The 22,759-nt window shown below is 31.3% G+C and carries 22 protein-coding genes and 1 riboswitch; of the genes, 8 read left to right on the plus strand and 14 right to left on the minus strand.

Annotation, left to right across the window (positions count from 1 at the left end; translation table 11 throughout):
• The first annotated feature begins 286 nt into the window (after nt 1-286).
• Nucleotides 287-1,495 carry a tryptophan synthase subunit beta gene (gene trpB, locus ACWOA3_RS07655; protein WP_456885131.1) on the plus strand — a complete coding sequence of 403 codons (1,209 nt, stop codon included), beginning with the start codon at nt 287-289 and terminating at the stop codon, nt 1,493-1,495.
• Nucleotides 1,496-1,727: 232 nt separating this feature from the next.
• Here trpB and ACWOA3_RS07660 read toward each other — a convergent pair whose 3' ends face one another.
• The 7 genes from ACWOA3_RS07660 to ACWOA3_RS07690 all read right to left on the minus strand — a co-directional run bounded on the left by ACWOA3_RS07660 (nt 1,728) and on the right by ACWOA3_RS07690 (nt 7,105).
• Nucleotides 1,728-1,832: a putative holin-like toxin gene (locus tag ACWOA3_RS07660; RefSeq protein ID WP_331271069.1), complete on the minus strand. Its 105-nt coding sequence runs from the start codon at nt 1,830-1,832 to the stop codon at nt 1,728-1,730.
• A 310-nt stretch (nt 1,833-2,142) separates the two neighbouring features.
• A complete protein-coding gene (locus ACWOA3_RS07665; RefSeq protein ID WP_442566379.1) occupies nt 2,143-3,456 on the minus strand; it encodes an amino acid permease in 1,314 nt (437 codons plus the stop codon).
• Nucleotides 3,457-3,567: 111 nt separating this feature from the next.
• Nucleotides 3,568-4,767 (minus strand): ABC transporter permease, encoded by a 1,200-nt coding sequence (locus ACWOA3_RS07670; RefSeq protein ID WP_442566378.1) that lies wholly within the window; start codon nt 4,765-4,767, stop codon nt 3,568-3,570.
• Nucleotides 4,768-4,769: 2 nt separating this feature from the next.
• Complete coding sequence (locus tag ACWOA3_RS07675; protein ID WP_003147498.1) at nt 4,770-5,672, minus strand: ABC transporter ATP-binding protein; 903 nt, start codon at nt 5,670-5,672, stop codon at nt 4,770-4,772.
• 45 nt (nt 5,673-5,717) lie between these two features.
• The gene (locus tag ACWOA3_RS07680; protein WP_003147497.1) at nt 5,718-6,260 is read right to left on the minus strand and encodes a DUF2812 domain-containing protein; all 543 of its coding nucleotides are present in this window, start codon (nt 6,258-6,260) and stop codon (nt 5,718-5,720) included.
• Nucleotides 6,261-6,264: 4 nt separating this feature from the next.
• Nucleotides 6,265-6,780, minus strand: coding sequence for a DUF2812 domain-containing protein (locus tag ACWOA3_RS07685; RefSeq protein WP_442566377.1), 516 nt, complete (start codon nt 6,778-6,780; stop codon nt 6,265-6,267).
• Nucleotides 6,773-7,105 carry a PadR family transcriptional regulator gene (locus ACWOA3_RS07690; RefSeq protein WP_003144244.1) on the minus strand — a complete coding sequence of 111 codons (333 nt, stop codon included), beginning with the start codon at nt 7,103-7,105 and terminating at the stop codon, nt 6,773-6,775. Before ACWOA3_RS07690 ends, ACWOA3_RS07685 begins: the two co-directional genes overlap by 8 nt.
• 306 nt (nt 7,106-7,411) lie before the next feature.
• Between ACWOA3_RS07690 and ACWOA3_RS07695 the strand changes: the two genes are divergently transcribed.
• The 3 genes from ACWOA3_RS07695 (at nt 7,412) to ACWOA3_RS07705 (ending at nt 11,886) form a co-directional block, all read left to right on the plus strand.
• Entirely contained in the window at nt 7,412-8,212 is an 801-nt protein-coding gene (locus ACWOA3_RS07695) for a DUF6612 family protein (protein WP_003147495.1), read from the plus strand.
• A gap of 867 nt (nt 8,213-9,079) precedes the next feature.
• Nucleotides 9,080-10,882, plus strand: coding sequence for a glutamine--fructose-6-phosphate transaminase (isomerizing) (gene glmS / locus ACWOA3_RS07700; RefSeq protein ID WP_456885136.1), 1,803 nt, complete (start codon nt 9,080-9,082; stop codon nt 10,880-10,882).
• A 123-nt stretch (nt 10,883-11,005) separates the two neighbouring features.
• A riboswitch (FMN riboswitch) is annotated at nt 11,006-11,118 on the plus strand.
• A 207-nt stretch (nt 11,119-11,325) separates the two neighbouring features.
• Nucleotides 11,326-11,886, plus strand: a complete 561-nt coding sequence (locus tag ACWOA3_RS07705) for an ECF transporter S component (protein ID WP_456885138.1) — start codon at nt 11,326-11,328, stop codon at nt 11,884-11,886.
• A 136-nt stretch (nt 11,887-12,022) separates the two neighbouring features.
• Here the strand turns inward: ACWOA3_RS07705 and ACWOA3_RS07710 are convergent, their stop codons facing one another.
• Nucleotides 12,023-12,379, minus strand: coding sequence for a DUF1310 family protein (locus ACWOA3_RS07710; protein ID WP_456885140.1), 357 nt, complete (start codon nt 12,377-12,379; stop codon nt 12,023-12,025).
• A gap of 324 nt (nt 12,380-12,703) precedes the next feature.
• On the opposite strand from ACWOA3_RS07710, the gene hemH reads away from it, so the two are divergent.
• A complete protein-coding gene (gene hemH / locus ACWOA3_RS07715) occupies nt 12,704-13,864 on the plus strand; it encodes a ferrochelatase (protein WP_456885141.1) in 1,161 nt (386 codons plus the stop codon).
• A 303-nt stretch (nt 13,865-14,167) separates the two neighbouring features.
• Nucleotides 14,168-14,683, plus strand: a complete 516-nt coding sequence (locus tag ACWOA3_RS07720; RefSeq protein ID WP_003147488.1) for a rhodanese-like domain-containing protein — start codon at nt 14,168-14,170, stop codon at nt 14,681-14,683.
• A 244-nt stretch (nt 14,684-14,927) separates the two neighbouring features.
• Here ACWOA3_RS07720 and yidD read toward each other — a convergent pair whose 3' ends face one another.
• Entirely contained in the window at nt 14,928-15,179 is a 252-nt protein-coding gene (yidD, locus tag ACWOA3_RS07725) for a membrane protein insertion efficiency factor YidD (RefSeq protein WP_003147487.1), read from the minus strand.
• Nucleotides 15,180-15,428: 249 nt separating this feature from the next.
• Between yidD and ACWOA3_RS07730 the strand changes: the two genes are divergently transcribed.
• Nucleotides 15,429-15,863 (plus strand): Dps family protein, encoded by a 435-nt coding sequence (locus ACWOA3_RS07730; protein WP_003147486.1) that lies wholly within the window; start codon nt 15,429-15,431, stop codon nt 15,861-15,863.
• A 57-nt stretch (nt 15,864-15,920) separates the two neighbouring features.
• On the opposite strand, the gene yycI is transcribed toward ACWOA3_RS07730, so the two are convergent.
• The 5 genes from yycI to ACWOA3_RS07755 form a co-directional block, all read right to left on the minus strand.
• Nucleotides 15,921-16,721 carry a two-component system regulatory protein YycI gene (gene yycI / locus ACWOA3_RS07735; RefSeq protein WP_003147485.1) on the minus strand — a complete coding sequence of 267 codons (801 nt, stop codon included), beginning with the start codon at nt 16,719-16,721 and terminating at the stop codon, nt 15,921-15,923.
• Nucleotides 16,718-18,031 carry a two-component system activity regulator YycH gene (yycH, locus tag ACWOA3_RS07740; RefSeq protein ID WP_003147484.1) on the minus strand — a complete coding sequence of 438 codons (1,314 nt, stop codon included), beginning with the start codon at nt 18,029-18,031 and terminating at the stop codon, nt 16,718-16,720. Before yycH ends, yycI begins: the two co-directional genes overlap by 4 nt.
• An 11-nt stretch (nt 18,032-18,042) precedes the next feature.
• On the minus strand, nt 18,043-19,968 hold the full coding sequence (locus ACWOA3_RS07745) for an ATP-binding protein (RefSeq protein ID WP_456885143.1): 1,926 nt from the start codon (nt 19,966-19,968) through the stop codon (nt 18,043-18,045).
• Entirely contained in the window at nt 19,968-20,672 is a 705-nt protein-coding gene (gene yycF, locus ACWOA3_RS07750) for a response regulator YycF (protein WP_003147481.1), read from the minus strand. The genes ACWOA3_RS07745 and yycF overlap by 1 nt, the downstream gene beginning before the upstream one ends.
• Before the next feature lie 244 nt (nt 20,673-20,916).
• Nucleotides 20,917-21,915, minus strand: coding sequence for a hypothetical protein (locus tag ACWOA3_RS07755; protein ID WP_456885145.1), 999 nt, complete (start codon nt 21,913-21,915; stop codon nt 20,917-20,919).
• Nucleotides 21,916-22,188: 273 nt separating this feature from the next.
• Between ACWOA3_RS07755 and ACWOA3_RS07760 the strand changes: the two genes are divergently transcribed.
• A complete protein-coding gene (locus ACWOA3_RS07760; protein ID WP_003147478.1) occupies nt 22,189-22,743 on the plus strand; it encodes a flavodoxin family protein in 555 nt (184 codons plus the stop codon).
• Nucleotides 22,744-22,759: the final 16 nt, after the last annotated feature.

Below are 22,759 nucleotides of genomic sequence, written 5' to 3' on the forward strand. Positions count from 1 at the left end.
AATCATGTGTATAATAAAAACAACAAAAACGAAAAGGAGGAACTACAAATGAAACAAACAACAACTTTAAAATCTTGGCAAAACTGGCGTAGATAATGTTGTGTGTATGTTTTTATGACGTAGACACAACTTTAGTGTACTCTAAAAAGTGTCTATGTCGGCTGTAGAAAAATCGTTTTAAATTTCGCAAAAGGGCCGTATAGAATTCTATACGGTCTTTTCTTTTTGGGGTAAAATAAAAAATTTAAATAAATCTTATAGGCAATTCGAAAGGAAATAAACAATTATGACAAACTTAGAAAATAACTTAAACAACTTAAAAGGATACTTTGGAGAATTTGGAGGAAGCTTCGTACCTGAAGTTGTACAAAAAGCTCTAGATGAACTAGAAGCAGCTTATGACAAATATAAAGATGATGAAGAGTTTTTAGCAGAATACGCTCACTACTTAAAAGATTACTCAGGACGTGAAACTCCACTATACTACGCTGAGAGTTTAACAAACCACCTTGGTGGAGCAAAAATTTACCTTAAACGTGAAGATTTAAACCACCTTGGGGCACACAAACTTAACAACGTTATCGGACAAATTTTACTTGCAAAACGTATGGGTAAAAAGAAAGTTATCGCTGAAACAGGAGCAGGTCAACACGGTGTAGCTACTGCCGCTGCCGCTGCGAAATTCGGTATGGAATGTGAAATCTACATGGGAGCTCTTGATGTAGAAAGACAAAGACTAAACGTATTTAGAATGGAAATGCTAGGGGCAAAAGTTCACGCAGCTCAAGAAGGAGAAAAAACTCTTAAAGAAGCTGTTGACGCTGCATTCAAAGCATGGATTGAAAATATCGACGATACTTTCTACGTACTAGGATCAGCAGTTGGACCTCACCCATACCCAACTATCGTAAAAGACTTCCAAAAAGTTATCAGTAAAGAAGCAAAACATCAAATCCTAGAAAAAGAAGGACGTCTACCTGACTTAGTAGTAGCTTGTGTAGGTGGTGGATCTAACGCAATCGGAGCTTTTGCTGAGTTCATCCCTCACGAAGAAGTAGCATTACTAGGAGTTGAAGCTGCTGGTCGTGGTCTTGATACAGATCGTCATGCAGCAACACTTACTTTAGGAACTGTTGGAGTTGTTGATGGTATGAAAACTTACGCACTATTCAACGAAGATGGTTCAGTAAAACCTGTTTACTCAATCTCTCCAGGATTAGACTACCCAGGTATCGGACCTGAACACTCATTCCTAAAAGATGCAAAACGTGCTGAATACGTAAGTGCAACTGACGATGAAGCTGTCGATGCCTTACTTCTATTAACTAGAACAGAAGGAATTATCCCAGCGATCGAAAGTTCACACGCACTTGCAGAAGTAATCAAACGTGCTCCAAAACTAGATAAAGATAAAATAATTATCGTTAACGTATCTGGACGTGGAGACAAAGACGTAGCCGCAATTGCAGACTACTTAGAAAATAGAAATAAATAACAACAAAACATCGCATACTAGGTTCTCTAATATGCGATGTTATATTATTTACTTTAGTAGTATTACTAATTTCAGCAAATTTCAATAAATTTAACTATGACCTTATTTATTCATTGAACTTATTAGATATTTATGTTAGAATAAAATCATAAAAGAGAGAGCCGTTTTAAAGACGGTGGCTCAATTAGTTAGTTATAATAATAACCATCTAACCAGCTAAAGTTAAAGATGGTTATTTTTTATTGTCATTTTTGAACGCTGTTAAGCACACTCCAACTATTGTTGCAATCAATAGATTTATACCAATAATAGTTTGTACTATTTCGTAAGGTGACAACTTGCTACTCCTTTCTTCAAGATTTTAGTGTATGCGGACATAGCACCATCCCCTTTCAAATTGAAGTAGCCACCATCTTCATCGGAAACTATAATGCTCCCTAACTTCTCTCTCCGATTTTGATTATATCAAATTAAATATATATAATCAACTATTTATGAGAGTTGCTATATCAATGTTTTCAACTTGTTAATAATAGTAAATTTCATTCGTAAATTAAACATATTCTGAAAAAATAAATTCATAAAATAGAAACAAATAACTCCAAAACATCGCATACTAGGTTCTCTAATATGCGATGTTTTTTTTATTATTTTTTGAATTTCTTATGTAATTCTGTATAGAATAATAATCCTATTAATGTTAGGGCTATTCCTCCCATAGCTAATGATGTTTGTGAGATTAAAGTACTTACTAAAGTATACACCCCACCAAGAATAGCTATTATAGGAACTATTGGGTATAAAGGTACTCTATATGGTCTTTCTAATTTTGGTTCTTTTTTACGTAGTATAATTACCGCAAGGAATGTCGCCGTGTAGAAGAACCACATTACAAACACTAATAAGTCTGTTAACATATCAAAACTACCAGTTAACATCATTAAGAATGCTATTACTAAAAGTAATAATCCTGCATTCACCGGCACAGCACCTTTGTTTAACTTCGTCCATACATTTTTAAATGGAATCTGTTCACTTTTCGCCATTGCATAAGGTACTCGAATCCCAGCCATTGAGAATCCGTTAATCGCTCCATATACACTGATTAATATTCCAATAGTGATAATCTTACCACCAATACCACCAAATAACTTCGCAGCTACTTCACTAGCCACAGTTTGATTACCTGCAACATGATCTAAAGGTAAAGTCATAAGATAAGCTACATTTATTAGTACATAGACCGCCATAACAACAGCTAAACCTAAGAAGATTGCTCTTGGTAAATCTTTTTTAGGATTTTTCATCTCTCCTGCCATACTTCCTACGTTAGTCCATCCTTCATATGCGAACATCGCAGCAAGTAAAGCTCCACCTAATCCACTAGCGAATGAAATATCTTTCCCCGCTTCTATAGGGAATAATTGTAGCGGCTGTGAATCGCTTTGGAATAATCCAAATGCAATAATTACTATTAACGGTATTAATTTACAAATAGTAGCTACTGTCTGAATTACCCCTCCAATTTTCCCACCTAAAAAGTTTAAAAACATTAATGATGCAGCTGCTGCAAAAGCTATAGGTAAATGCCATGCTTTATCTAAATTTAATAAGTTTAAAACTTGTGTAGAGAAAATAACCGCAAGTGCTGCAATCATCGCAGGGAAATAAATTACCGACTGCGCCCATCCTAATAAGAACGCAGCAGTTTTCCCATAAGTTCTTTCTATCCAAACGACCATCCCTCCAACTTCAGGAATAGACGCTGCAAGTTCCGCAACTGTAAGACCTGCACAAATCGTAATAATACCAGCAAGGATCCACGCTAGTAACCCTAGACTCATCGTCCCTGTAGTCTTATAAATAACAGCTGCTTTAAAAAACACACCTGCTCCTATTACCGAGCCTATAACCGTCATAAAGGCCGGCATAAAACCTATCGTTCTTTTCAACTCACTCATAAGAGTAACCTCCTTATTTTATAATTTTCTATTTTTATATTATACCTTTTTATTAGGTAAAAAGAAAAAAGAAAAGACTCAAAATTTGAATCTTTTCTTCAGTATATTCTCCTATTTACCAAATAATAATTTGAAGAAGTTTAATTTTTGACCATATCTTAATGTTGCTAGTCTATATACTCTAACACTAAGAAGGGCTACTATTAATGTACTTGCGACTAGAATACCATAAGATACTGCTAAATCATGTATAGAAACATGACTTATCGCATAACGTGTAAACATTACAAAGTATGATGTGAATGGAACATATGATAAAATCTCTGCAAGTTTAGTATCTCCTGTTGAACCCATAATATAGTAGTTTACGAAGAATGCTCCCATAAACAGTAACATCGGCACAGTTATCGCTCCATTGACATCTTCAACCTTACTAACTAGTGAAGCGAATGCAGCGTACATAAACATAAACATCACAAATCCAGTTAAGGCGAACGCTAATCCCACACCAAGAACTTTTAAGTCTACATTTTGTAAAATATGTTTAATATTATCACTATATTTAGAACCATTAATTTTTAGACCTGCGAATAATCCACCAATTATTAACCCCATTTGAATAAGTACCGCAACTGATAAAGCTAGTACTTTCCCTACGATAAGTGTTCTTGGACTTACAGTAACTACTAACAGTTCCATCGCTCTATTGCTTTTTTCTTTAACAACGTTTGTCGCAACAACACTACCGAATTGAATTACTGTCATATAGACGATAAATGTAAGAACATAAACTACTACTACATTCACCGCTTGAGTTTGAGCATCAGAATCTCCACTTACATTTACAGGTACAGGTTGAGGAAGATGTGATTTCACATTGTTTACTTTATCATAATCTAAACCGTTTTGTTTATAGACTAATTTTTCTACATTTTTTCCAAAAGCTTCTTTGAATTCACTACCACCTTTACTAAAGATAGATTGTTTAGATAAATACTCATAACTATCTTTTGTTAAGACGATACCTTCATCAAGTTTATTATCTTTAATATCTTTTTCTAAAGCTTCTTTATTGTAGTATTTTTTAGCTTCTTTCAAATCGTCTAATTTTATACTTACATCTTTTACAACATAAGCACTACGATTGAAATTATCATTGCTATCACCTTTGAAAAGATTACTGTTCGCAATCGATGGTACAAATGTTATACCTATAGCGATAACGAAGTATATTGCCATAATAACTTTTGTCGCTTTCTTTGCGAAAAATTGTTTTAACTCGAAATTAAATACTGTACTAAAATTCTTCATAACTACTTACCTACCTGTTCTTTGAATATATCTTCTAACGATGGTTTATAAAGTTTAAATTCTTCTATATTAAAGCTACTTCCTGCAAGTTTTGCTAATAGTTCTTTTTTAGATCCCTCTTCTTTAAAATCAAGAAGCACTCCCTCTGGTACTAATGAGTATTCGATACCTAATGGTATAGATCTTAGATTAGCAAGCAATTCTTCTTTTTCTAAATTACTAACACTCAAAATCATTTTTCCATGCCCAAGTTGTTTTTTAATATAATCTAGATTTCCACTTAAAGTAATTTCCCCTTTTTCTAGTATATTAATGTCTTCACAAAAAGTTTCTACAACTGGCATTTGGTGAGATGAGAAAATAACTAGTTTATCTTTTTTGATAAAGTCTGTAATTATTTCTTTTAACTTTGATACGTTCACCGGATCAAGTCCACTGAATGGTTCGTCAAAAACAAGAATATCCGGATCATTCATAACACTTTGAATAATTTGAATTTTTTGTGCATTACCTTTAGATAATGTTTTTAATGCTTGTTTGTTATCTTCTAATTCGAAGTACTCTAACCATTTTTTCGCTTCTGTTTGTGCTGCTTTCTTCTTCATACCTTTTAGCATTCCGAAGTACGTAAGCTGATCTACTAATCCAACTCCATCGTACATTCCGCGTTCTTCTGGTAGATACCCAATTTTTACCTTATTGTGATCTAAAGGTTTCCCATCTAGTAAAATCTCCCCTTTGTCAGGTTTAAATATATCTAACAAAATTCTAAAACTTGTAGTTTTACCACTACCATTTCGTCCTAAATATCCGTTAGCTACCCCACTTTTCGCTGTGAAGCTAACACCTTTAAGAACCTTCTTATTCCCAAAGCTTTTCTCTACATTTTTAAATTCTAAAATCATAGCCCTTACCTCATTTCCTAACTTTTTAAAAGTTATATCCCTTTTTTATTCATCATTATTTTTTATTTCTTTTTTCAACTTGAAATATTTCGACACAAACATTCCAAGTCCTCCTATACAGTAACCAAATATACCACCTATTAATCCACCTATTAACATGGCTAATAAATCAGGTATTCCACTATTAATTACCCATTTAATATTAGTAAAATACAATACCCCTATTATATTTGTTAAAACAAACAAAACTATAAATCTTAACAATCTATACTTAACAAACTCTAATTCCGTCTCGGTATCAGTATATATTGGATACGAACTAGAAGTCCCTTCAGCTAGCCTAAACAAATCATAAAATTGAAACTTATGAAGCTTCCAACCAGTTGCTTTATAATACTCTTCTATCTCAGGTGTAAACTGTTTATCAAAGATAAATTTGTATTGCTTGTCGCTAGTCTCTGAGACTTTCTTCATTCTAATTGCCACTATAACCTCTTTATCGTATTCATATCCCTTAGCAGCAAAGCGATTCATCTTATCCGCTACTTTATCATAACTTATAAATACAGGAACATATTTATACTTCATAAATTCAATCCTTTCTTCTCTTCAAAAATAAATATTTTATAAAGAACGCTATATTTACAGCACCTAGTCCTAGACCAAAGCCAAAAGACATTCCTGTAATAAAATCAATTACTTCAGATGGCATTAAAAATTTATTTATTAAATGTGTAATCAAAGCTAGAAAAAAGCATCCTAACATGATTTTCCCATTAAATCTTATTCTATATAGCCACATGTATTCTTCACTCAAATTATCTGTATATAGTGTAGTTGCCGTAGGTTCTCCGCGTAATATTTGCCAGAAAAAACTATTTCTAACTACTTTCCAACCGTTAAACTTATAAAAATCTTCTCGTTCAGCATCGAACTTTTTATCATATACCAATTCATATTTATAGTTAATTTTTTCTCCTTTTTCTAATAAAATGAAGAATACTAGAAACTTTTTAAAATGCCAGCCCCTAGCACTATATCTTTCTAACTTTCTCATGAGTCTTTTATTTGTTAAAGCGAATGTATGTATCACCTTATATTTACTCATCACTTCCACCACCTATAAACTTCTTAGCTACATCCAGTAAAAACTGTCGAAGTTTTAAATTTTTCTCCAAAACTTCCATACCTTTTGGAGTAATATGATATTCTTTTTTCGAATTATCAATCTCTTTATCTTCTATCCAGCCAACAGAAACCATTTTTCCTAAAGTCGTATACATTGTCGCAGGGCCGATAATAATATTATTATCGGTAATTTCTGCCACCTTTTGCATTATTAAATAACCATGAATAGGTTCTGTCAAAACTAGAAGTGTAAAAAATATACTATCCGTTAATTCACCCGTTTCATAAGGGCTTAACTTTGCCATTTTATCCCTCCTAAATTAATTAGAGATATTCTGTATTTATATCCATCATTGATATATCTATCTTCAATATAATTGTATATCAATCATTGATATAAGTCAATAGATTTTTTATTATTTTCACAAAAAATATTAAATAAAAGTAATCTCCTTATTTATTGCCTATATTATTTATTACAGATATTTTAAAAATATAACTTATTAATGTAGTAATATTGGCTATAATATGATAGAATAATGCTATAAAAATAAATTTATGAAACTAGATTTGTACAACAATCTATTTTAATTAAAGTTAAGGAGAGACACATGACAAAATCACTAAAAAAATATCTATTGCTTATTGCAACGGTTATTCTTTCGGTTACTCTTGCTGCTTGTGGCATGGGAACTTCTGCAGAACAAATCGTCAATAAATCAGTAGAATCATCTAAAAATATTAAGAGTACAGATTTCGAAGCTACAAGCCAATCTGAAATTTTAGTTGGTGAACAAAACCAAACAATTGAAAATACTGTATCTGGTTCATTAATCATGGACCCACTTGCAATGAAAGCAACTACTGATGTAAAAGCTCAAGGACAAAGCCAAACATTAGAATTGTACATTAAAGATGGAACAGCTTATGCAAAATCAACAGGACAAAACGAGTGGGTTAAAAGTTCAAACAACAATATAACTGCACAATTTGAAAATCTTAAAAAGATTGCTAATTCAGATCAAATCTTAGAGTTCTACAAAAAAATCGCTAAAGATTTCAAGAAAACTGAAGAAAATGGAAACTATGTTCTAACATATACAGGAAATGGAGAGCAATTCAAAGACCTTATGGTTGCTGTTGCTAACGCTTCTTCAGGAAGCGAAGTGACTGCTAGTGCATTTAACAATGTTGATTTCAAAAACGTTTCAATTAAACTTGTAGTTACTAAAGATTTCGTACCTGTTAACAACGAAGTGACAATGGAACTTGCAACTAAAGATACTTCAAACCCAACTACAATGAAAATCAAACAAATCATCAAATATTCTAACGTAAATAACGTTAAAGAAATTAAACTTCCTGATGAAGTGAAAAACGCTAAAGAAGTAGCTACTAATTCTCGACGTTAATAACATTAAAACCTACTTACTGTAAAAGTAAGTAGGTTTTTTTATTAGTGAACCTTATTTTTCTATCATTCTAAAAATTAGAGTTAAATTTTCAGACACTTTATTTTAATATTTGAGTTTATGTAAATATATCCTTTCAGTTTACAACGCCCTTTTCATCTAGTATAATAGTATATACGATTAAAAATATTAGGAGGTAATTTAAATTTATAATTATAGCGCCCGAACTAAGTTCTAAAGGTTAAATTGAGCTTAGTTGACGAGGAAAAAAGTTATCGAAAATTCGGCGGATGCTTTTTCGGAACCAGAGAGTTTCGTTAGATAATGTACAATGGGGTGTACCTTAGTATCTTTAGGAACACAGTGACGACAAGATACTTAGGTACAGCGTATGCAACAGCAACTTAGTTTTTAAGGAAGAATGACGTAAAAAACTTTAGTTGCCACTGCTGGGGTAGATCTTAATATTTCTAGGAACGAAGAGACGATGAAATAATTACAGTGGCTACTAACAAAATATTTCATAAAGTATGTTAAGTCATACCTAGACGCAGTGGTTTATTGATTTCAAAGATCGCTAAAAAGCTCTTTTGAAATCTAATAAACTGTGCGGGGGCGACTCGACAAAATCAATTTCTACGAAATCACGATTTTTGAGTCGCTCCCACAGCCTATGCAACAGCTGAGAAACGCAGTATTAGATATAAGAACCCTTAAAATCATTATCCTCTCTCTATTAGACCCATATTACTTTCTTTTAGGTTAACATAAACTAAGAGGAGTATAATATTTTTGAGTGAATATAAATTTCATAGTACTTTCTATGAGAGATTAATTAAATAAAGAATAAAGCGAGGAATTTTTAATATGTGTGGAATTGTAGGATTTGTTGGAAAAGCAAATGGAGTTAAATTTTTAATCGATGGACTGAGTAGTCTTGAGTACCGCGGATACGACTCAGCTGGTATTGCAGGAGTTGTGGATGGTAAGGCTAATGTAACAAAGGCTGTTGGTCGTATTAAAAACTTAGAAGCCCTAATCCCTGGAGATCTTCACCTAGAATTAGGTATTGGTCATACACGTTGGGCTACTCACGGTGGAGTAAACGTAACTAACTCTCACCCTCACCAAAGCTTTAACAAACGTTTCATCTTAGTTCACAACGGAGTTATCGAAAACTTCCAAGAACTTAAAGATAGATTTTTCAAAGATGTAGAACTTGTTTCTGAAACTGATACTGAAGTTATCGTTCAATTAGTTCAAATATACAGTGATCGTGGTCTTGAAACTAAAGAAGCTTTCAAAAAAGCTGTATCTAAATTACAAGGATCTTATGCACTTTGTTTAATCGACACAGAAGATAAAGACACTTTATATGTAGCAAAAAACAAAAGTCCACTTCTTATTGGACTAGGAGAAGAAAATAAAAACTATGTTGGTAGTGATGCTTTAGCAATGATTAAGTACACTAACAACTTCTTAGAAATCAACGATGGTGAAATTGTTATCGTGAAAAAAGATAGCGTAACTATCGAAGATAAAGAAGGTAACGTTGTAGAACGTGAAAGTTTCTCAACTAACTTAAACGCTGGAGAAATTGATAAAGGTATCCACGAGCATTACATGATTAAAGAGATTCATGAGCAAGTAGGAGCTATGCGTAATATCATCTCTCACTACTTTGATGGACATGATGTAAATATTGACAGTGAAATTATTAACAACGTAAAAGATGCGGATAGACTATACATCATCGGATGTGGTACAAGTTATAACGCTGGTTTAGTAGGAAGAAACTACTTCGAAAAATGGGCTGGTATCCCAACAGAGGTACACCTAGCATCAGAATTTGCTTATAACGTACCATTATTATCTAAAAAACCAATGTTCATCTTCCTTTCTCAATCAGGAGAAACAGCTGACCTTCGTGCAGTATTAACAAAATTACGCAGCATAAATGAAGATTATAAATTCTTAGTACTTACTAACGTTGATGCGTCAACTCTATCTCGTGAATGTGACTACACATTATTACTTCACGCAGGTGTTGAAATTGCGGTTGCATCTACTAAAGCATACACTGCTCAAATCGCAACATTAAGCATACTAGCTTACGAAGTAGCAAAACAACTTTCAAAACAACCTAAATTTGATATCGAGCAAGAATTATCAGTAATTACTTCAGCAATCGAATCAATCTTAGATGATACAAAAACTATCAAAGACTTAGCTAAAAACTTATTCACTGAACGTAATGCATTCTATATTGGACGTGGAATCGACTACTATAGTGCATGTGAAGCAGCTTTAAAACTTAAAGAAGTTTCTTACATTCAAACAGAAGGTTTTGCCGGAGGAGAATTAAAACACGGTACAATCGCTCTTATCGAAGAAAGAACACCAGTTGTAGCTCTTATCACAAGTGCAAAACTTGACTTAAATACACGTAGTAACGTAAGTGAAGTAGCTAGCCGTGGAGCTAATACTCTAATCATTACATTAGAAAAATTAGCACGTGAAGGTGACTATGCGATTCCTAACGTAAACGAAGATCTTGCTCCAATCGCAAGTATCGTTGTTACACAATTATTCGCATACTATGCAGCTTATACTAAAGGTTTAGATGTGGATAAACCACGTAACCTTGCTAAATCAGTAACAGTAGAATAATAAATAATTTAAGTAGCTCGGAAGATTTATTTCTGGGCTACTTTTATCTATTCAAAAAAGTTAAGCCTTTTCTCTTTACAAACTTTAGTCTTAGGTTTATAATAAACCTATAATAAATAATTAAATTATCTTCGGGGCAGGGTGAAATTCCCGACCGGCGGTTAAAGTCCGCGAGCGCAAGCTGATTTGGTGAAATTCCAAAACCGACAGTACAGTCTGGATGATAGAAGATATAGAATTAATAAACTTGCACATATAACCTTACTACGTATGTATATTTGTCATACAATGTATTGTGCAATGCTTATTTTTCATACCTTTCAGTCCCGCTTTAAAATTTTTAAAGTGGTGTTTTTTATATCTGATATAGATTTGAAATTCACCGTATTAAAAATTGTATTGCGGTTATTTTTTGCCTATGAAGATAGGAAAGAGGATTTAATATGTATAAAAAAAATGTTCATTCACTTATTTTAAGTGGAATGCTTGCAGTTATTGCTCTACTTCTATCTTTTTTTAGTTTTGCTGTGCCATTCTTGCCACCATTTCTAAAATTTGATTTCACATTTATCCCGCTGTTCATGGCGTTGTTATTATTAGGTTATAAAGATGCACTTTTAGTGTCATTCTTAAAAAACTTCCTACACTTCGCATTATTATCACATGAGCCAATCGGATCAATTGCTAATATCGTTGTAGAATTTACTTTCATTAGCATTATCGTATTCTTCTACAAAAAAGGTACTGCAAAAACAATCATCGGTGGTATCTTAGGTACTTTAGCTATTACATTATTCATGTCATTACTTAACTACTTCGTGTTACTTCCAGCATATGGATATATTATGAATCTAGCAGACATCGTGACTAACGTGAAAACAATCGTAACGGCTGGTATTATACCATTCAACCTACTTAAAGGTGCTTTAATAACATTCTTATTCTTCGTTACTAAGAGTGTTTATAAATCAATACCAACAAGTATTCGCAGTCGTTTTGCATAAAAATAAAACTAAACAATTAATTTAACCATGAAAAATTCCTCCATTACATTCACCTTACTGTAATGGAGGATTCCTTTTTTATTATTTCTTAGGAAATATTTTATTCCAAAAATTATTTTTACACCCTACAATTATCTTATTCACTCAATAGTTCATCTAATTTTTCCGAATGTGCTACTTCTTCTACATTCACATCTTTTTCATCGAGTACCGTATCAATATTTATTTTTTCATCATTATTAACTATTAATCTAGCATAAATTTTTTCTCCAACACTTCTTATACTCTCATAATCAATCTTATAATCTTTTATTTTCGACTTCGCCGTAAATGCCAATTTATCTTTTTCTAAAATTATTTTCTCATAAAAACCACGTGCATCTGCAGTTTTTACGACTCTAACTATTTCTTTATACTTAGGATTATTTTTCATATAAATAACTCCACCTACAGCAGCCATAAATGTTATTGCTCCTAATATTTTCTTTCTCACTTAAACACTTCCTCCTTTTTACAACTACCAATCGGAGATTTTAAAACTCCCTTATTAGTGTACTTTTTAGTTATCTTATATATTATAACTTTTCCGAGTTTTTTGCAATAGTATTTTAATCTTTTCTTGTACTTTATACATTGCTTCCTTTTATCATCAATCTCGTCATAATTTCTTCATAATTATAACAGTCTAAACAATTTAAGTTTAATCGATATGATATTGTAATTGATAATAATTTCTGTAACAATATAAAAATACGTGTGTTTTAGTACAAATAGTGGTATAATCGTATATAACTATACAATTATGAGAGGTTAAATAATGAAAAAAGCAATTTTAGTTATGACATATGGAACACCTGAGGATTATACATTTGAAGGCGTAGCTAAATTTTTCACGAATATTAGAAGAGGAGTTCGTCCTAACGATGATGAAATCAACTTATTATTAAAAAACTATCTTCGCATCGAAGGTTCTCCCCTTCAAGAAATAACACTTAAAGAAGTTAATTTGTTAAAAGACGCTGTACAAGATGAATATCAAGTATACTTCGCAAATAAGTTCTCTTCTCCATACATCCCTGATGTAATTTCAAAAATGGAAGAAGACAACATTGAAGAATGTATTTGTTTAATTTTAGAACCTCATTATTCATTCTATTCTATTATGGGATATGAAAGATTTATTAAGAGTGATAAAATCAAATTTAATATAATAAAATCATGGTATAAAGAAGAAAAATTAATTGAATTTTGGGCTGATGAAATCAAAAAAATTATTGATACAGAAGTAAAAAATGATAGCTTTAAAGTTATCTTTTCTGCACACAGTGTACCTGAGATTGCTTTGAAATATAACGACCCTTATGTTGATCAAATCTTCGATATGACCAAACTAATTGCAGAGAAAATAGGACTTGATAAAGATAACTATACAAACACATGGCAAAGTGAGAGTGATATCGGTATGCCATGGATTAAACCTGATGTTCTAGAGTATTTAAGAGATCAAAAAGAGCATCCAAATCACTATATATTTGTACCTCTTAGTTTTATAAGTGAACACATTGAAGTGCTTTTTGACAATGATGTTGAATGTCGTGAACTTTGCGAAGAATTTGGCGTAGCATATCATAGACCACCAATGCCAAACTACGACTCTCGTTTAATAGAAGCTCTAGTTTCTGCAGTTAATGGTAATAAAGATAATCCTTTTATCTATCATAATCCAGAACAAACAACATTTAACGAAATGGATAAAGAAAAAGCCGAAATGCCTGATTTCGTTAAAAAGATGCTAGCTAATAAAAAAGATGATGAAAAACCCGAAATGCCCGACTTCGTAAAAAAAATGCTGGCTAATAAAAAAGACGGCGAAAAACCCGAAATACCTGACTTCGTTAAAAAAATGCTAGCCAATAAAGAAACAAGTCGTAAAGCTAAAATTTTCAATTTCATTAAAAGTATATTTAGTAAAAAATAATATTTTATAAATAAATACTGTAAAAAGATATAACTCTGTTACTACTAGCTAGTAATAGAGTTATTTTTTACACAAAAAATATAAATAAAACCGTCTAAATCTTCTATAAATCAAATTAATAAACATATTAATTTTTTATTAATTTTTATATATTCTATTGTATATTTTTTAGTTTACATATAAATAACACTGAAATAACAGTTATCATCTATCTTAATATAATTAAATTTTATTATATAATTTGTTTATACTAAACATTTTTTATGTTATAATAAAAGTGAAAATTAAAGGAGGATTAAATTTATGAAAAGAAATAAAATAACTTTAGCCTTATCGAGCATATTACTTTCTGTATCTTTAGTAGGTTGCAGTAGTGGCGATGGTCTTAACCGTTCCGCAAAAGATGGAAAAGAAAACGAAGTGGAAAAAGCATCTATCAAACTTGTTAAAGCTACAAAAACTGGGGATTATAACTTAATAAGTGCTGATGAATTAAAAAAATCTATCGATAACAAAGAAGATATGATTTTAATCAACACTATTCCTTCGGATCGCTTCGAAAAAACAAAAATCAAAGGTGCTGTAAATGCTGGCTTACCTAAAGAAATGAAAGATTTAAAACCAGAAGAAAAAGAAGCATTCTTAAAAACTTTAGGTACTGATAAAGATAAAAAAATTGTTATCTATTGTGGTTTTGTTGCTTGTGAAAGAAGCCACGTCGGAGCAGTATTAGCAAAAGAAGCAGGATATAAAAATGTCTATAGATTCCCGGGCGGAATTGCCGCATGGTTAGATGCTGGAAATAGCATTGATAAATAACATTATCTCTTGCATCTGTGGATAATTATGAGGATTTACCTCACTTTTGCAATATAAATTAATATTTGTGGATAATTATGAGGATTTATCTACGAATACTTTAATTAAATAATATTTTAATTGTTATATTGTTGAAACAACCCCTTATTTATTTTTCAACAGATCAATCAATATTCCAAATTTTTATCCAAAATTAACAATTTCGCCCAATAAAGAGGCAGCTCGTTTCAGCTACCTCTTTATTTTATTTTTTTCTATTAAATTTAAATATTTCTCTTTTAAATAAAGGAACATTATCAAAATACTCCCCCTTATAGAAAGGGTGACATTTCAAAAGTCTCTTTATAGTTAGGTATGTTCCAAGAAAAAAGCCAAATCTCTTATAACTTTCCATTGCATAACTCGAACAAGTCGGTGAAAATCTACATGTCGGTCTTGTATAACGAGATATATACCTTCTATACAATTTTATTAAAAATATACATAACTTCGCCATTAAAAGCACTCCTTTCTATTTAATTTTAACAATTCACCTCCCCAATTTCAACTTATTGCTCTATGAGATTAAAAACATATACCGATAATGATTATCGTTTATATTTTTTCACCTTGGAAAACATTGATAAATCAACCTTTATTTTAGATAATAATTCTCAATAACTATTATAAGACTATAAACTTTACATCACGTATTCATGGTGCTATAATTTAAGCATAAATTACAAAATAAAGGAGAGAATTTAAAATGACACGTACAACAGAATTAAACAAACTTGTAGCAAATTTAACAGTATTATACACAAAATTACACAGCTTCCACTGGTATGTAACTGGACGCAGCTTTTACACACTACACGAAGTATTTGAAAATTATTACAACTACACAACTGAATCTTTAGATGAAGTTGCTGAAAGATTATTAGCTATCGGAGGACGCCCAGTTTCTACACTTAAAGGCGCTTTAGAAATCGCAACAATCAAAGAAGCAACTGAAAAAGAAACAACTAAAGAAATGGTTGCAGCTGTATTCCACGATTTCGAATTACTAATCAACGATCTAACTCACCTTATGGGTGTAGCTGAAGATGAAGGAGATCAAGGTACTTCTGACCTAGCATTAGGACTAAAAACTCAATTAGAAAAAAATGTATGGATGTTACGTTCTTACCTAGCAGACTAATACATATAGTAAAAGCTATCCATCGCTTTATTGCGATAGATAGCTTTTTATATTTGTTTATGAACTGCGACCTTTTCTATTTAAGATGTTTAGGTTTATAGCATCTACATAATAGTTGATCACCTGTCCATCCTTATCACTTATCTCAACATTCCAAGTCGGTATTAATACTTGATTTTCTGTTTGTGAAATATAAGTATAATATCCTAAAGTTGTACGAACTCTACAATTTTTTGGAATCAAGTCTTCATGATACAGCCTGTTTATAGCTTGATTAGATGTAACTAAGGTTTCGTTTTTATCTTTTCTTATGTTAGAAACTCCTGTTAGAGTAAACCGCTTGATATCTCCATTACTTTCAACTTCAAAAACTATTCTAGCATTTTTATTTGAAAATACTCTGAAACTATCAATCTGTTGTTCATAAATAACCTCATTTTTATTAGAATTATAACTAGAGAATACATAATTTGCACTCAACTTCAATTTTTCAAGTAAAAATGAGTCTAATTCCGCTCTATAACTACCTTTATTAACATTACTTATAGCATTTTCTGAACTAACCTTTAGAGTTGATGTTTTGTCTACATTTTCAACTTCAATCCTCAATCCATTTTCTTCTTTTTTATAATCTTTCAAATCTGAAATAGTTACATTAACATAACCTAAATTATCACGTTTTGTGGCGTTTTCTTCTACAGTTATATTGTCATTTTTCATAGATCGTTCTATTATTTCTTTTTCTTGAACTATTTCAGTTTTATTCTTTTGAACTGTATAGACATAAAAAGTTAATAAGACTGCATTTAAAGCGACAAATAGATAAATAAATAATGTTTTCATCTTGCCCCAATTCATAGTCTCTCTCCCTTGTCTATCTTTTCTTTTATTTTTTTAAAACTCATATATCTATCATTATACTTCACATACCATGCAGGAGTATAACTAAAACTGTTTCTGTCTTTATTATAAGTTTTATCATAACCTAAAACTATATCACCAATTTCTTTTAGATTAACCCTCTCATAAAGATAGTTTATTACGTACTCTGTTTTTTCTACAGAATATAACTCCGCTTCTTTCGATGAAAGGTAAGTCTTAGTCAATTTCTTCGGTGATGTCAGTTTATATATTCCACTACTGTTATCTTCTGATATTATATCAGCAAAACCATCTTTACTAAAGGCTATAGAGTCCTTATACGCTTCTTGGAAAATGCTAATCCCGTCTAAAGCTGTTGTTAGTTGATAATTAGTATCTCCTACATAACCTAACTCTAAGAAACTAATAGTATTATTTATAGCAATAGTAGCTCCTACTTCACGTCCACCTTCATTAGATGGATTTGTATATACTAATCTGTTATTTATAGATCTTAATATTCCATAACCATCAGTCACTTCATCTTCATTACTGATTCTAAGATTATCTTTTTTCTCAAAAATATCTCTCGCCAATTTATTTAAACTAACGTCTTCAGCACTATATTCATCAATAACATTATCTTCATCACCTTCTTTTAGGTATATAAATTTATTATTTAAACTATATTTGGCATAATTTTGCTTTTTCTCATTAAATTTACTATTTATCTTTTCATATATATTTTGTTTTAAAGTAATTTGAAGATAGTTTTTATCATCTTTTTTATATAGATAAATCATATTAGGTCTATCTTTCAATAAAACTATAGTATCAAATTCTAAACTTACGTTTGAATTGTCTTCAGAAAAGAATAACGGTTTAAGTAGTGCCGAGTCCAAAGTAACCTGATAATTTATCAATATTTTTTCAACGTTATTAGTCGTAATATCTTCTATGTTACGGTTTCTAACCCTTGATTCCGTACTCTCACTATCTGAAAGAAGAGACAATAACTCTTTTAATACTTTTTTATCTTTGACTCCTTCTACGCTAGCTACTTTTGTTATTGTATTTTGAATTATAGCTTCTTCCCTTGTTCCTTCTTGGTTTTTCACCACACTATCTGGAATAAGGAAGTTCAGAAGATCATTTTTATTTGAATCAACTGTTTTCTGAGTAGATCTTTTCGTAAAAATTTCGTAATCTGGTTGGTAAGTAATAATAAGATAAGATAAAGTTAAACTTAGTAAAACAAGTATACCTAAAATAACTGATTTTACAGTTTCCTTTTTTCTATTTCTCATATTACTCACCTCTATAACCATTCATCATCTATTTGTTCACAAGGTAGTGTTACAAAAATTATACTTCCATAACCTTCTCTACTTTGTGCCCAAATACGCCCTTTATGAGCTTCTACTATAGTCTTAGCTAGAGCTAACCCTAAACCAGTTCCACCCATACTTCTTTGTCTACTTTTATCAACTCTATAAAATCTATTAAAAATTTTATCAATGTGAACTAAAGGTATCCCTACCCCTTCATCTTTTATAGAAATACTAACCCTATTATGATGGTAATTCTGTCTAACTCTTATAGTAATATTCTTACCGTTTGGAGAATATTTTATAGCATTATTAACAATATTGTCAAACACCTGTGTAAGTTTATCTTGATCTCCTTCGACAAATATCGGCGTTTTAGAAATATGTTTTATAAAGTTCTTCTCTGGATGCGTTAGTGCAAATCTATCTGTAATCTGCTCAAGCATTTTATTTATATCGATGAACTCTTTTTCATAATGCTCTTCTTTAATATCCATTTTCCCAAGTTGCATAAGTTCATTTACCATTCTTATCATACGAGTAGTTTCTTTATGAATAGTGTCAATAAACTGAGGAGCCAGTTCCTTATCTTCTAATACACCTTCTTCTAATGCTTCGATATAGCTATTCATAGTCGTTAGAGGTGTACGAAGTTCGTGAGATACGGTCGATACGAATTCACGACGTTCTTTTTCTTGGCGCTCTTGATCTGTTACGTCATAAAGAACGATAATGTATCCTTCTAGCTCAGTTGACATCTGAGTTAGATCTTCTTTGTCCTCTTTTTCTATCTTAGAGATTTCTGCTCGTAAAAGTAATTCATCACTATCATTAGATGCATTAACAAGAAGACTGTCTTCCGCTTCTAGTATTTCCTCAATACTTTCATATTCTGTAATATTAAGAATCTTTAGAACGTCTTTTCCAATGAAAATTTCATCATCACGTCCGCCTAGCATATCTTCAGCACTAGTATTAATTAAGATTATTTTTCCATTATTATCAGTGGTAATAATCCCATCCATCATACTCTCGATAATAGTTGCAAGCTTCCTACGTTCCGTCTCCGTTACAGCCTGCTCTTCTTCGATTCTCTTAGAAATCTGATTAAATACTTTAGCAAGATCACCTATCTCGTCATCTGTATCTATACCAACTACAGTACCATAATTTCCTAAAGCCATCTTCTTAACCTGAGAACTCATTTTTTCAATAGAACTCGTTACGGTTTTAGAAGCGACAAATCCTATCACAGTAGTTATTAATATTGATAGTATAGTTCCTACAATAAACAATCTTGAAATACTACTTACCTCTTGATAGACACTTTCTATATCTGCCATAAGTGATATTACACCAACAACTTCGTTATCTTTTTTCACAGGACTTACATAAATCCAGACACGCTTATTACTATCAGCATTGTTCTGAATTTGTTTAGTGCTCTCACCCGTTTTTATAACTTGACTAACAAGCGGATCAAAAGATCTTTTAGCAAGATAATCATCATTTCCATTTTTTGATGAACTTGCTAAAATTTTCGAGTTATTATCAATAACATTTACAAGTAATAATTTCTGGATATTAAATTCACTAACTAGTTTTACTATTCCACTTTTCGAATCTCGATTATTGCTTGTAGAATCTTGGCTAGGATTATTCTCCGCATCCGTCGACTCTTCTCCACTCTTCGTACTAGCCTTATCAAGCTCCTCACGAATGTGGTAATTTAATATTTTTTCTTGTTCGATAATATTTTGTTCAAATGTATTTATATTACTGTTTCTTAATTGTGTTGTAAAGAACAATCCGATTAATTGTAACGATATTATGTTAACTAATACATATACTATTACGAACTTAGTTCGGATTGATGAAAAGAATCTTTTCTTTAATTTCTTACCGAAAAAACTCATTACTCTTCACCTATAAAGTAACCAACACCACGACGTGTCATTATATATTCTGGTTGTGATGAATCATCTTCTACTTTTTCACGTAATCTTCTTACAGTCACGTCAACTGTTCTAACATCTCCGAAATAATCATACCCCCATACTGTTTGCAGTAAGTTCTCACGTGTTAAAACTTGGCCACGGTGTTGAGCAAGATAGTAGAACAAGTCAAATTCTCTACGTGTTAGATCAATTTCTTCACCATTTTTCTTAATAACATAAGCTTCTGGATAAATTACAATATCCTTGATTACAAGGTCACTACCACTCTTCTCTTCTACAACTTCTTCTTGTTGCTTAGTAACACGACGTAGGTTTACCTTAACCCTAGCCATAAGCTCACGTGTTGAGAAAGGTTTAGTCACATAATCATCAGCACCGAATTCTAATCCTAAAACCTTGTCTATCTCACTATTTTTTGCTGTTAGCATAATAATTGGAATATTCTTTTTAGCACGTACTTCTCTACATACTTCCATTCCATCTTTTTTCGGCAACATCAAATCTAATAGAATCAAATCAGGATTTTCACTAAAAGCAAGTTCCACCGCTTTTTCTCCATCATTAGCAACTATTACATCATAACCTTCTTTTTTTAAATTAAAATCTAGTATGTTAGCAATCGGTTCTTCATCATCGACTACTAGTATTTTATATTCTGCCATCATCTTCCTCCTTAGATTAATACTAAGTATTTTTATATATTCTTACTTGTTCACAAGAATGCATATAGCTATCTACATTATATCATTTTTCTCCAATAAGTTACAACTTTAAGCAAGCGATTAACACTCTATCACTTACGAGAAAACACAAAGTTTTTATAACAACCTATAAAACACATAAACCTGCCATTATACACATACAAAAAAACTCCTCATCTGACAAAAACGTCAGACAAGGAATCTATTATTGTTTTTCTTTAGCTTTCTCAATATTTCTTAATATAGCTTTTATAAAAAATTCAAAGTTAACATTGTATGGATTCTTATTCAAATTAGAGATTACAGTATCGCTAGTAAGAAGAATATTCAATTGCTTTTCTAACTCTACTATTCGTTCCTCAGAAAAATTACTTAATATCCCTATCTCTGCCAAACCAAAATCTTTATATTCTGAAGATAAATACTCATCTTGACTTTCTCCACCCTCAAAAGAACTTCCGAATGACTTCTTATATATATCTAAAAAACTCTTAATCCCGTGCATTCCGGCTTCTTTAACTATAATTTCATCACCAACATAATAACCAATAGAAAGCAACTCAGCTATACGCGTAAATATATCATACTCCGAAACAACCCTTTTAACAGAACCTGTAAAAAAAGCTTTCTTAATAGCAATTTTTTTCATATTTCTAAGATATTTCTTCATACGCGTAGTGTACAACTCTTCATCAACTTCTTTATCCATAAAAATATCTATACCACTTATTAAATATACAGGAGCAGCATTGAAAACTACACTTTCCTTCACATCATACTCAATAGCAACTCGCTGCACAATACTTCCACCTAAAGAATGCCCAGTTAGTATGATATCATCACCATATTTTTTCTTCATTCTTGTATAAAATCTATAACACGGAGTTAAATGTTCCCCTTGACCTAAACAAACCCCTACAACATCAGCATACATATCTTTTTGTCTATCAAAGTAAAAATTCGTGCCTGTGTAAGATAAAATATAATTCCCTTCTACAACATTTTCAAACAAAGTTCCGCTACTCCCTGTTTTTTCATCGTAAAAACTACATATATAATCTAACTCTTGCGGAAAGTTATTTACTGTTTTTTGAAGATTTACATATTCACGTATCACTCTTTTGGGAACTTTGATTTTATCCATCGCTTCTATATGATACACTATAAACGATGCGTAACTTGTCACTTCAAACAATCTATCCATTACTATTTCTATCCATCCTCGTAATATTTCTTAATAAGTATTTTATCACAAACAATTAATTTTTTCTTATTTTTTCGTTATGAACAGTACTTTCTCAAGTTAAGTTTTCAATTTTTTTTGATTTTTTTTAAAGACAGAATCATAATTGATTATGATTTTCAATTAGCTATTTAAATCAATAATTATTTTTGATATAATAATTGTATAGATTTAATAAATACGGAATCAACTTATAGGATAATAATTTCCACATCCTAAGTAGGAGGCTAAATTATGAAAATTTTACTTGCTTATTCTAGCAAAACAAAAAACACTAAAAAAGTAGCCGAGGCTATCTATGAACAGATAAAAGATCAAGGGGAAGTTGATCTACTCGACATAAAAAAACAACGAAAAAAACTAGAGAAAGAATACGACTTTTATATTTTAGGAGCATGGACAGATAAAACAAATGCTAATAAAAATATGCAACGTTTTGTAGATCAACAAGAGATACACGGAAAAGATGTCGCTCTATTCTTAACTTGCGGTGTCCCTCGTGAACATTATCACGCTGATGATTCTATTAATAATTACATCGCATTTATGAAAGAAAGAAACAATAGAATCCACGAAACATTTGTTTGTCAAGGTAAAGTTGATCCAAAGGTTATGATAGTTTTCAAAATTCTTACTTGGCATGATCCTAACTTCATTCACAAGGTTACACCAGATCTTGTAGATATGGTTAAAGAATCTAAAAAACATCCAGATCCAAAAGACTTAAAAGATGCACAAATTTGTTTTAGTAATCTATTAGAGCATAAACTAGCTCACGCAACAGTATAAACAGTAATTTAAATTT

Source organism: Gemella taiwanensis (assembly GCF_054054385.1).

Coding starts and splice junctions, on each gene's coding strand:
- ACWOA3_RS07690 (WP_003144244.1), bottom strand. CDS start 7,105: ATGGCAAAGTTAAGCCCTTATGAAACGGGTGAATTAACGGATAGTATA.
- ACWOA3_RS07745 (WP_456885143.1), bottom strand. CDS start 19,968: ATGAGTTTTTTCGGTAAGAAATTAAAGAAAAGATTCTTTTCATCAATC.
- ACWOA3_RS07695 (WP_003147495.1), top strand. CDS start 7,412: ATGACAAAATCACTAAAAAAATATCTATTGCTTATTGCAACGGTTATT.
- ACWOA3_RS07760 (WP_003147478.1), top strand. CDS start 22,189: ATGAAAATTTTACTTGCTTATTCTAGCAAAACAAAAAACACTAAAAAA.
- hemH (WP_456885141.1), top strand. CDS start 12,704: ATGAAAAAAGCAATTTTAGTTATGACATATGGAACACCTGAGGATTAT.
- yycI (WP_003147485.1), bottom strand. CDS start 16,721: ATGAATTGGGGCAAGATGAAAACATTATTTATTTATCTATTTGTCGCT.
- yycF (WP_003147481.1), bottom strand. CDS start 20,672: ATGGCAGAATATAAAATACTAGTAGTCGATGATGAAGAACCGATTGCT.
- ACWOA3_RS07675 (WP_003147498.1), bottom strand. CDS start 5,672: ATGATTTTAGAATTTAAAAATGTAGAGAAAAGCTTTGGGAATAAGAAG.
- glmS (WP_456885136.1), top strand. CDS start 9,080: ATGTGTGGAATTGTAGGATTTGTTGGAAAAGCAAATGGAGTTAAATTT.
- ACWOA3_RS07755 (WP_456885145.1), bottom strand. CDS start 21,915: ATGGATAGATTGTTTGAAGTGACAAGTTACGCATCGTTTATAGTGTAT.
- ACWOA3_RS07670 (WP_442566378.1), bottom strand. CDS start 4,767: ATGAAGAATTTTAGTACAGTATTTAATTTCGAGTTAAAACAATTTTTC.
- yycH (WP_003147484.1), bottom strand. CDS start 18,031: ATGAGAAATAGAAAAAAGGAAACTGTAAAATCAGTTATTTTAGGTATA.
- ACWOA3_RS07730 (WP_003147486.1), top strand. CDS start 15,429: ATGACACGTACAACAGAATTAAACAAACTTGTAGCAAATTTAACAGTA.
- ACWOA3_RS07720 (WP_003147488.1), top strand. CDS start 14,168: ATGAAAAGAAATAAAATAACTTTAGCCTTATCGAGCATATTACTTTCT.
- ACWOA3_RS07665 (WP_442566379.1), bottom strand. CDS start 3,456: ATGAGTGAGTTGAAAAGAACGATAGGTTTTATGCCGGCCTTTATGACG.
- ACWOA3_RS07680 (WP_003147497.1), bottom strand. CDS start 6,260: ATGAAGTATAAATATGTTCCTGTATTTATAAGTTATGATAAAGTAGCG.
- ACWOA3_RS07705 (WP_456885138.1), top strand. CDS start 11,326: ATGTATAAAAAAAATGTTCATTCACTTATTTTAAGTGGAATGCTTGCA.
- trpB (WP_456885131.1), top strand. CDS start 287: ATGACAAACTTAGAAAATAACTTAAACAACTTAAAAGGATACTTTGGA.
- yidD (WP_003147487.1), bottom strand. CDS start 15,179: ATGGCGAAGTTATGTATATTTTTAATAAAATTGTATAGAAGGTATATA.
- ACWOA3_RS07685 (WP_442566377.1), bottom strand. CDS start 6,780: ATGAGTAAATATAAGGTGATACATACATTCGCTTTAACAAATAAAAGA.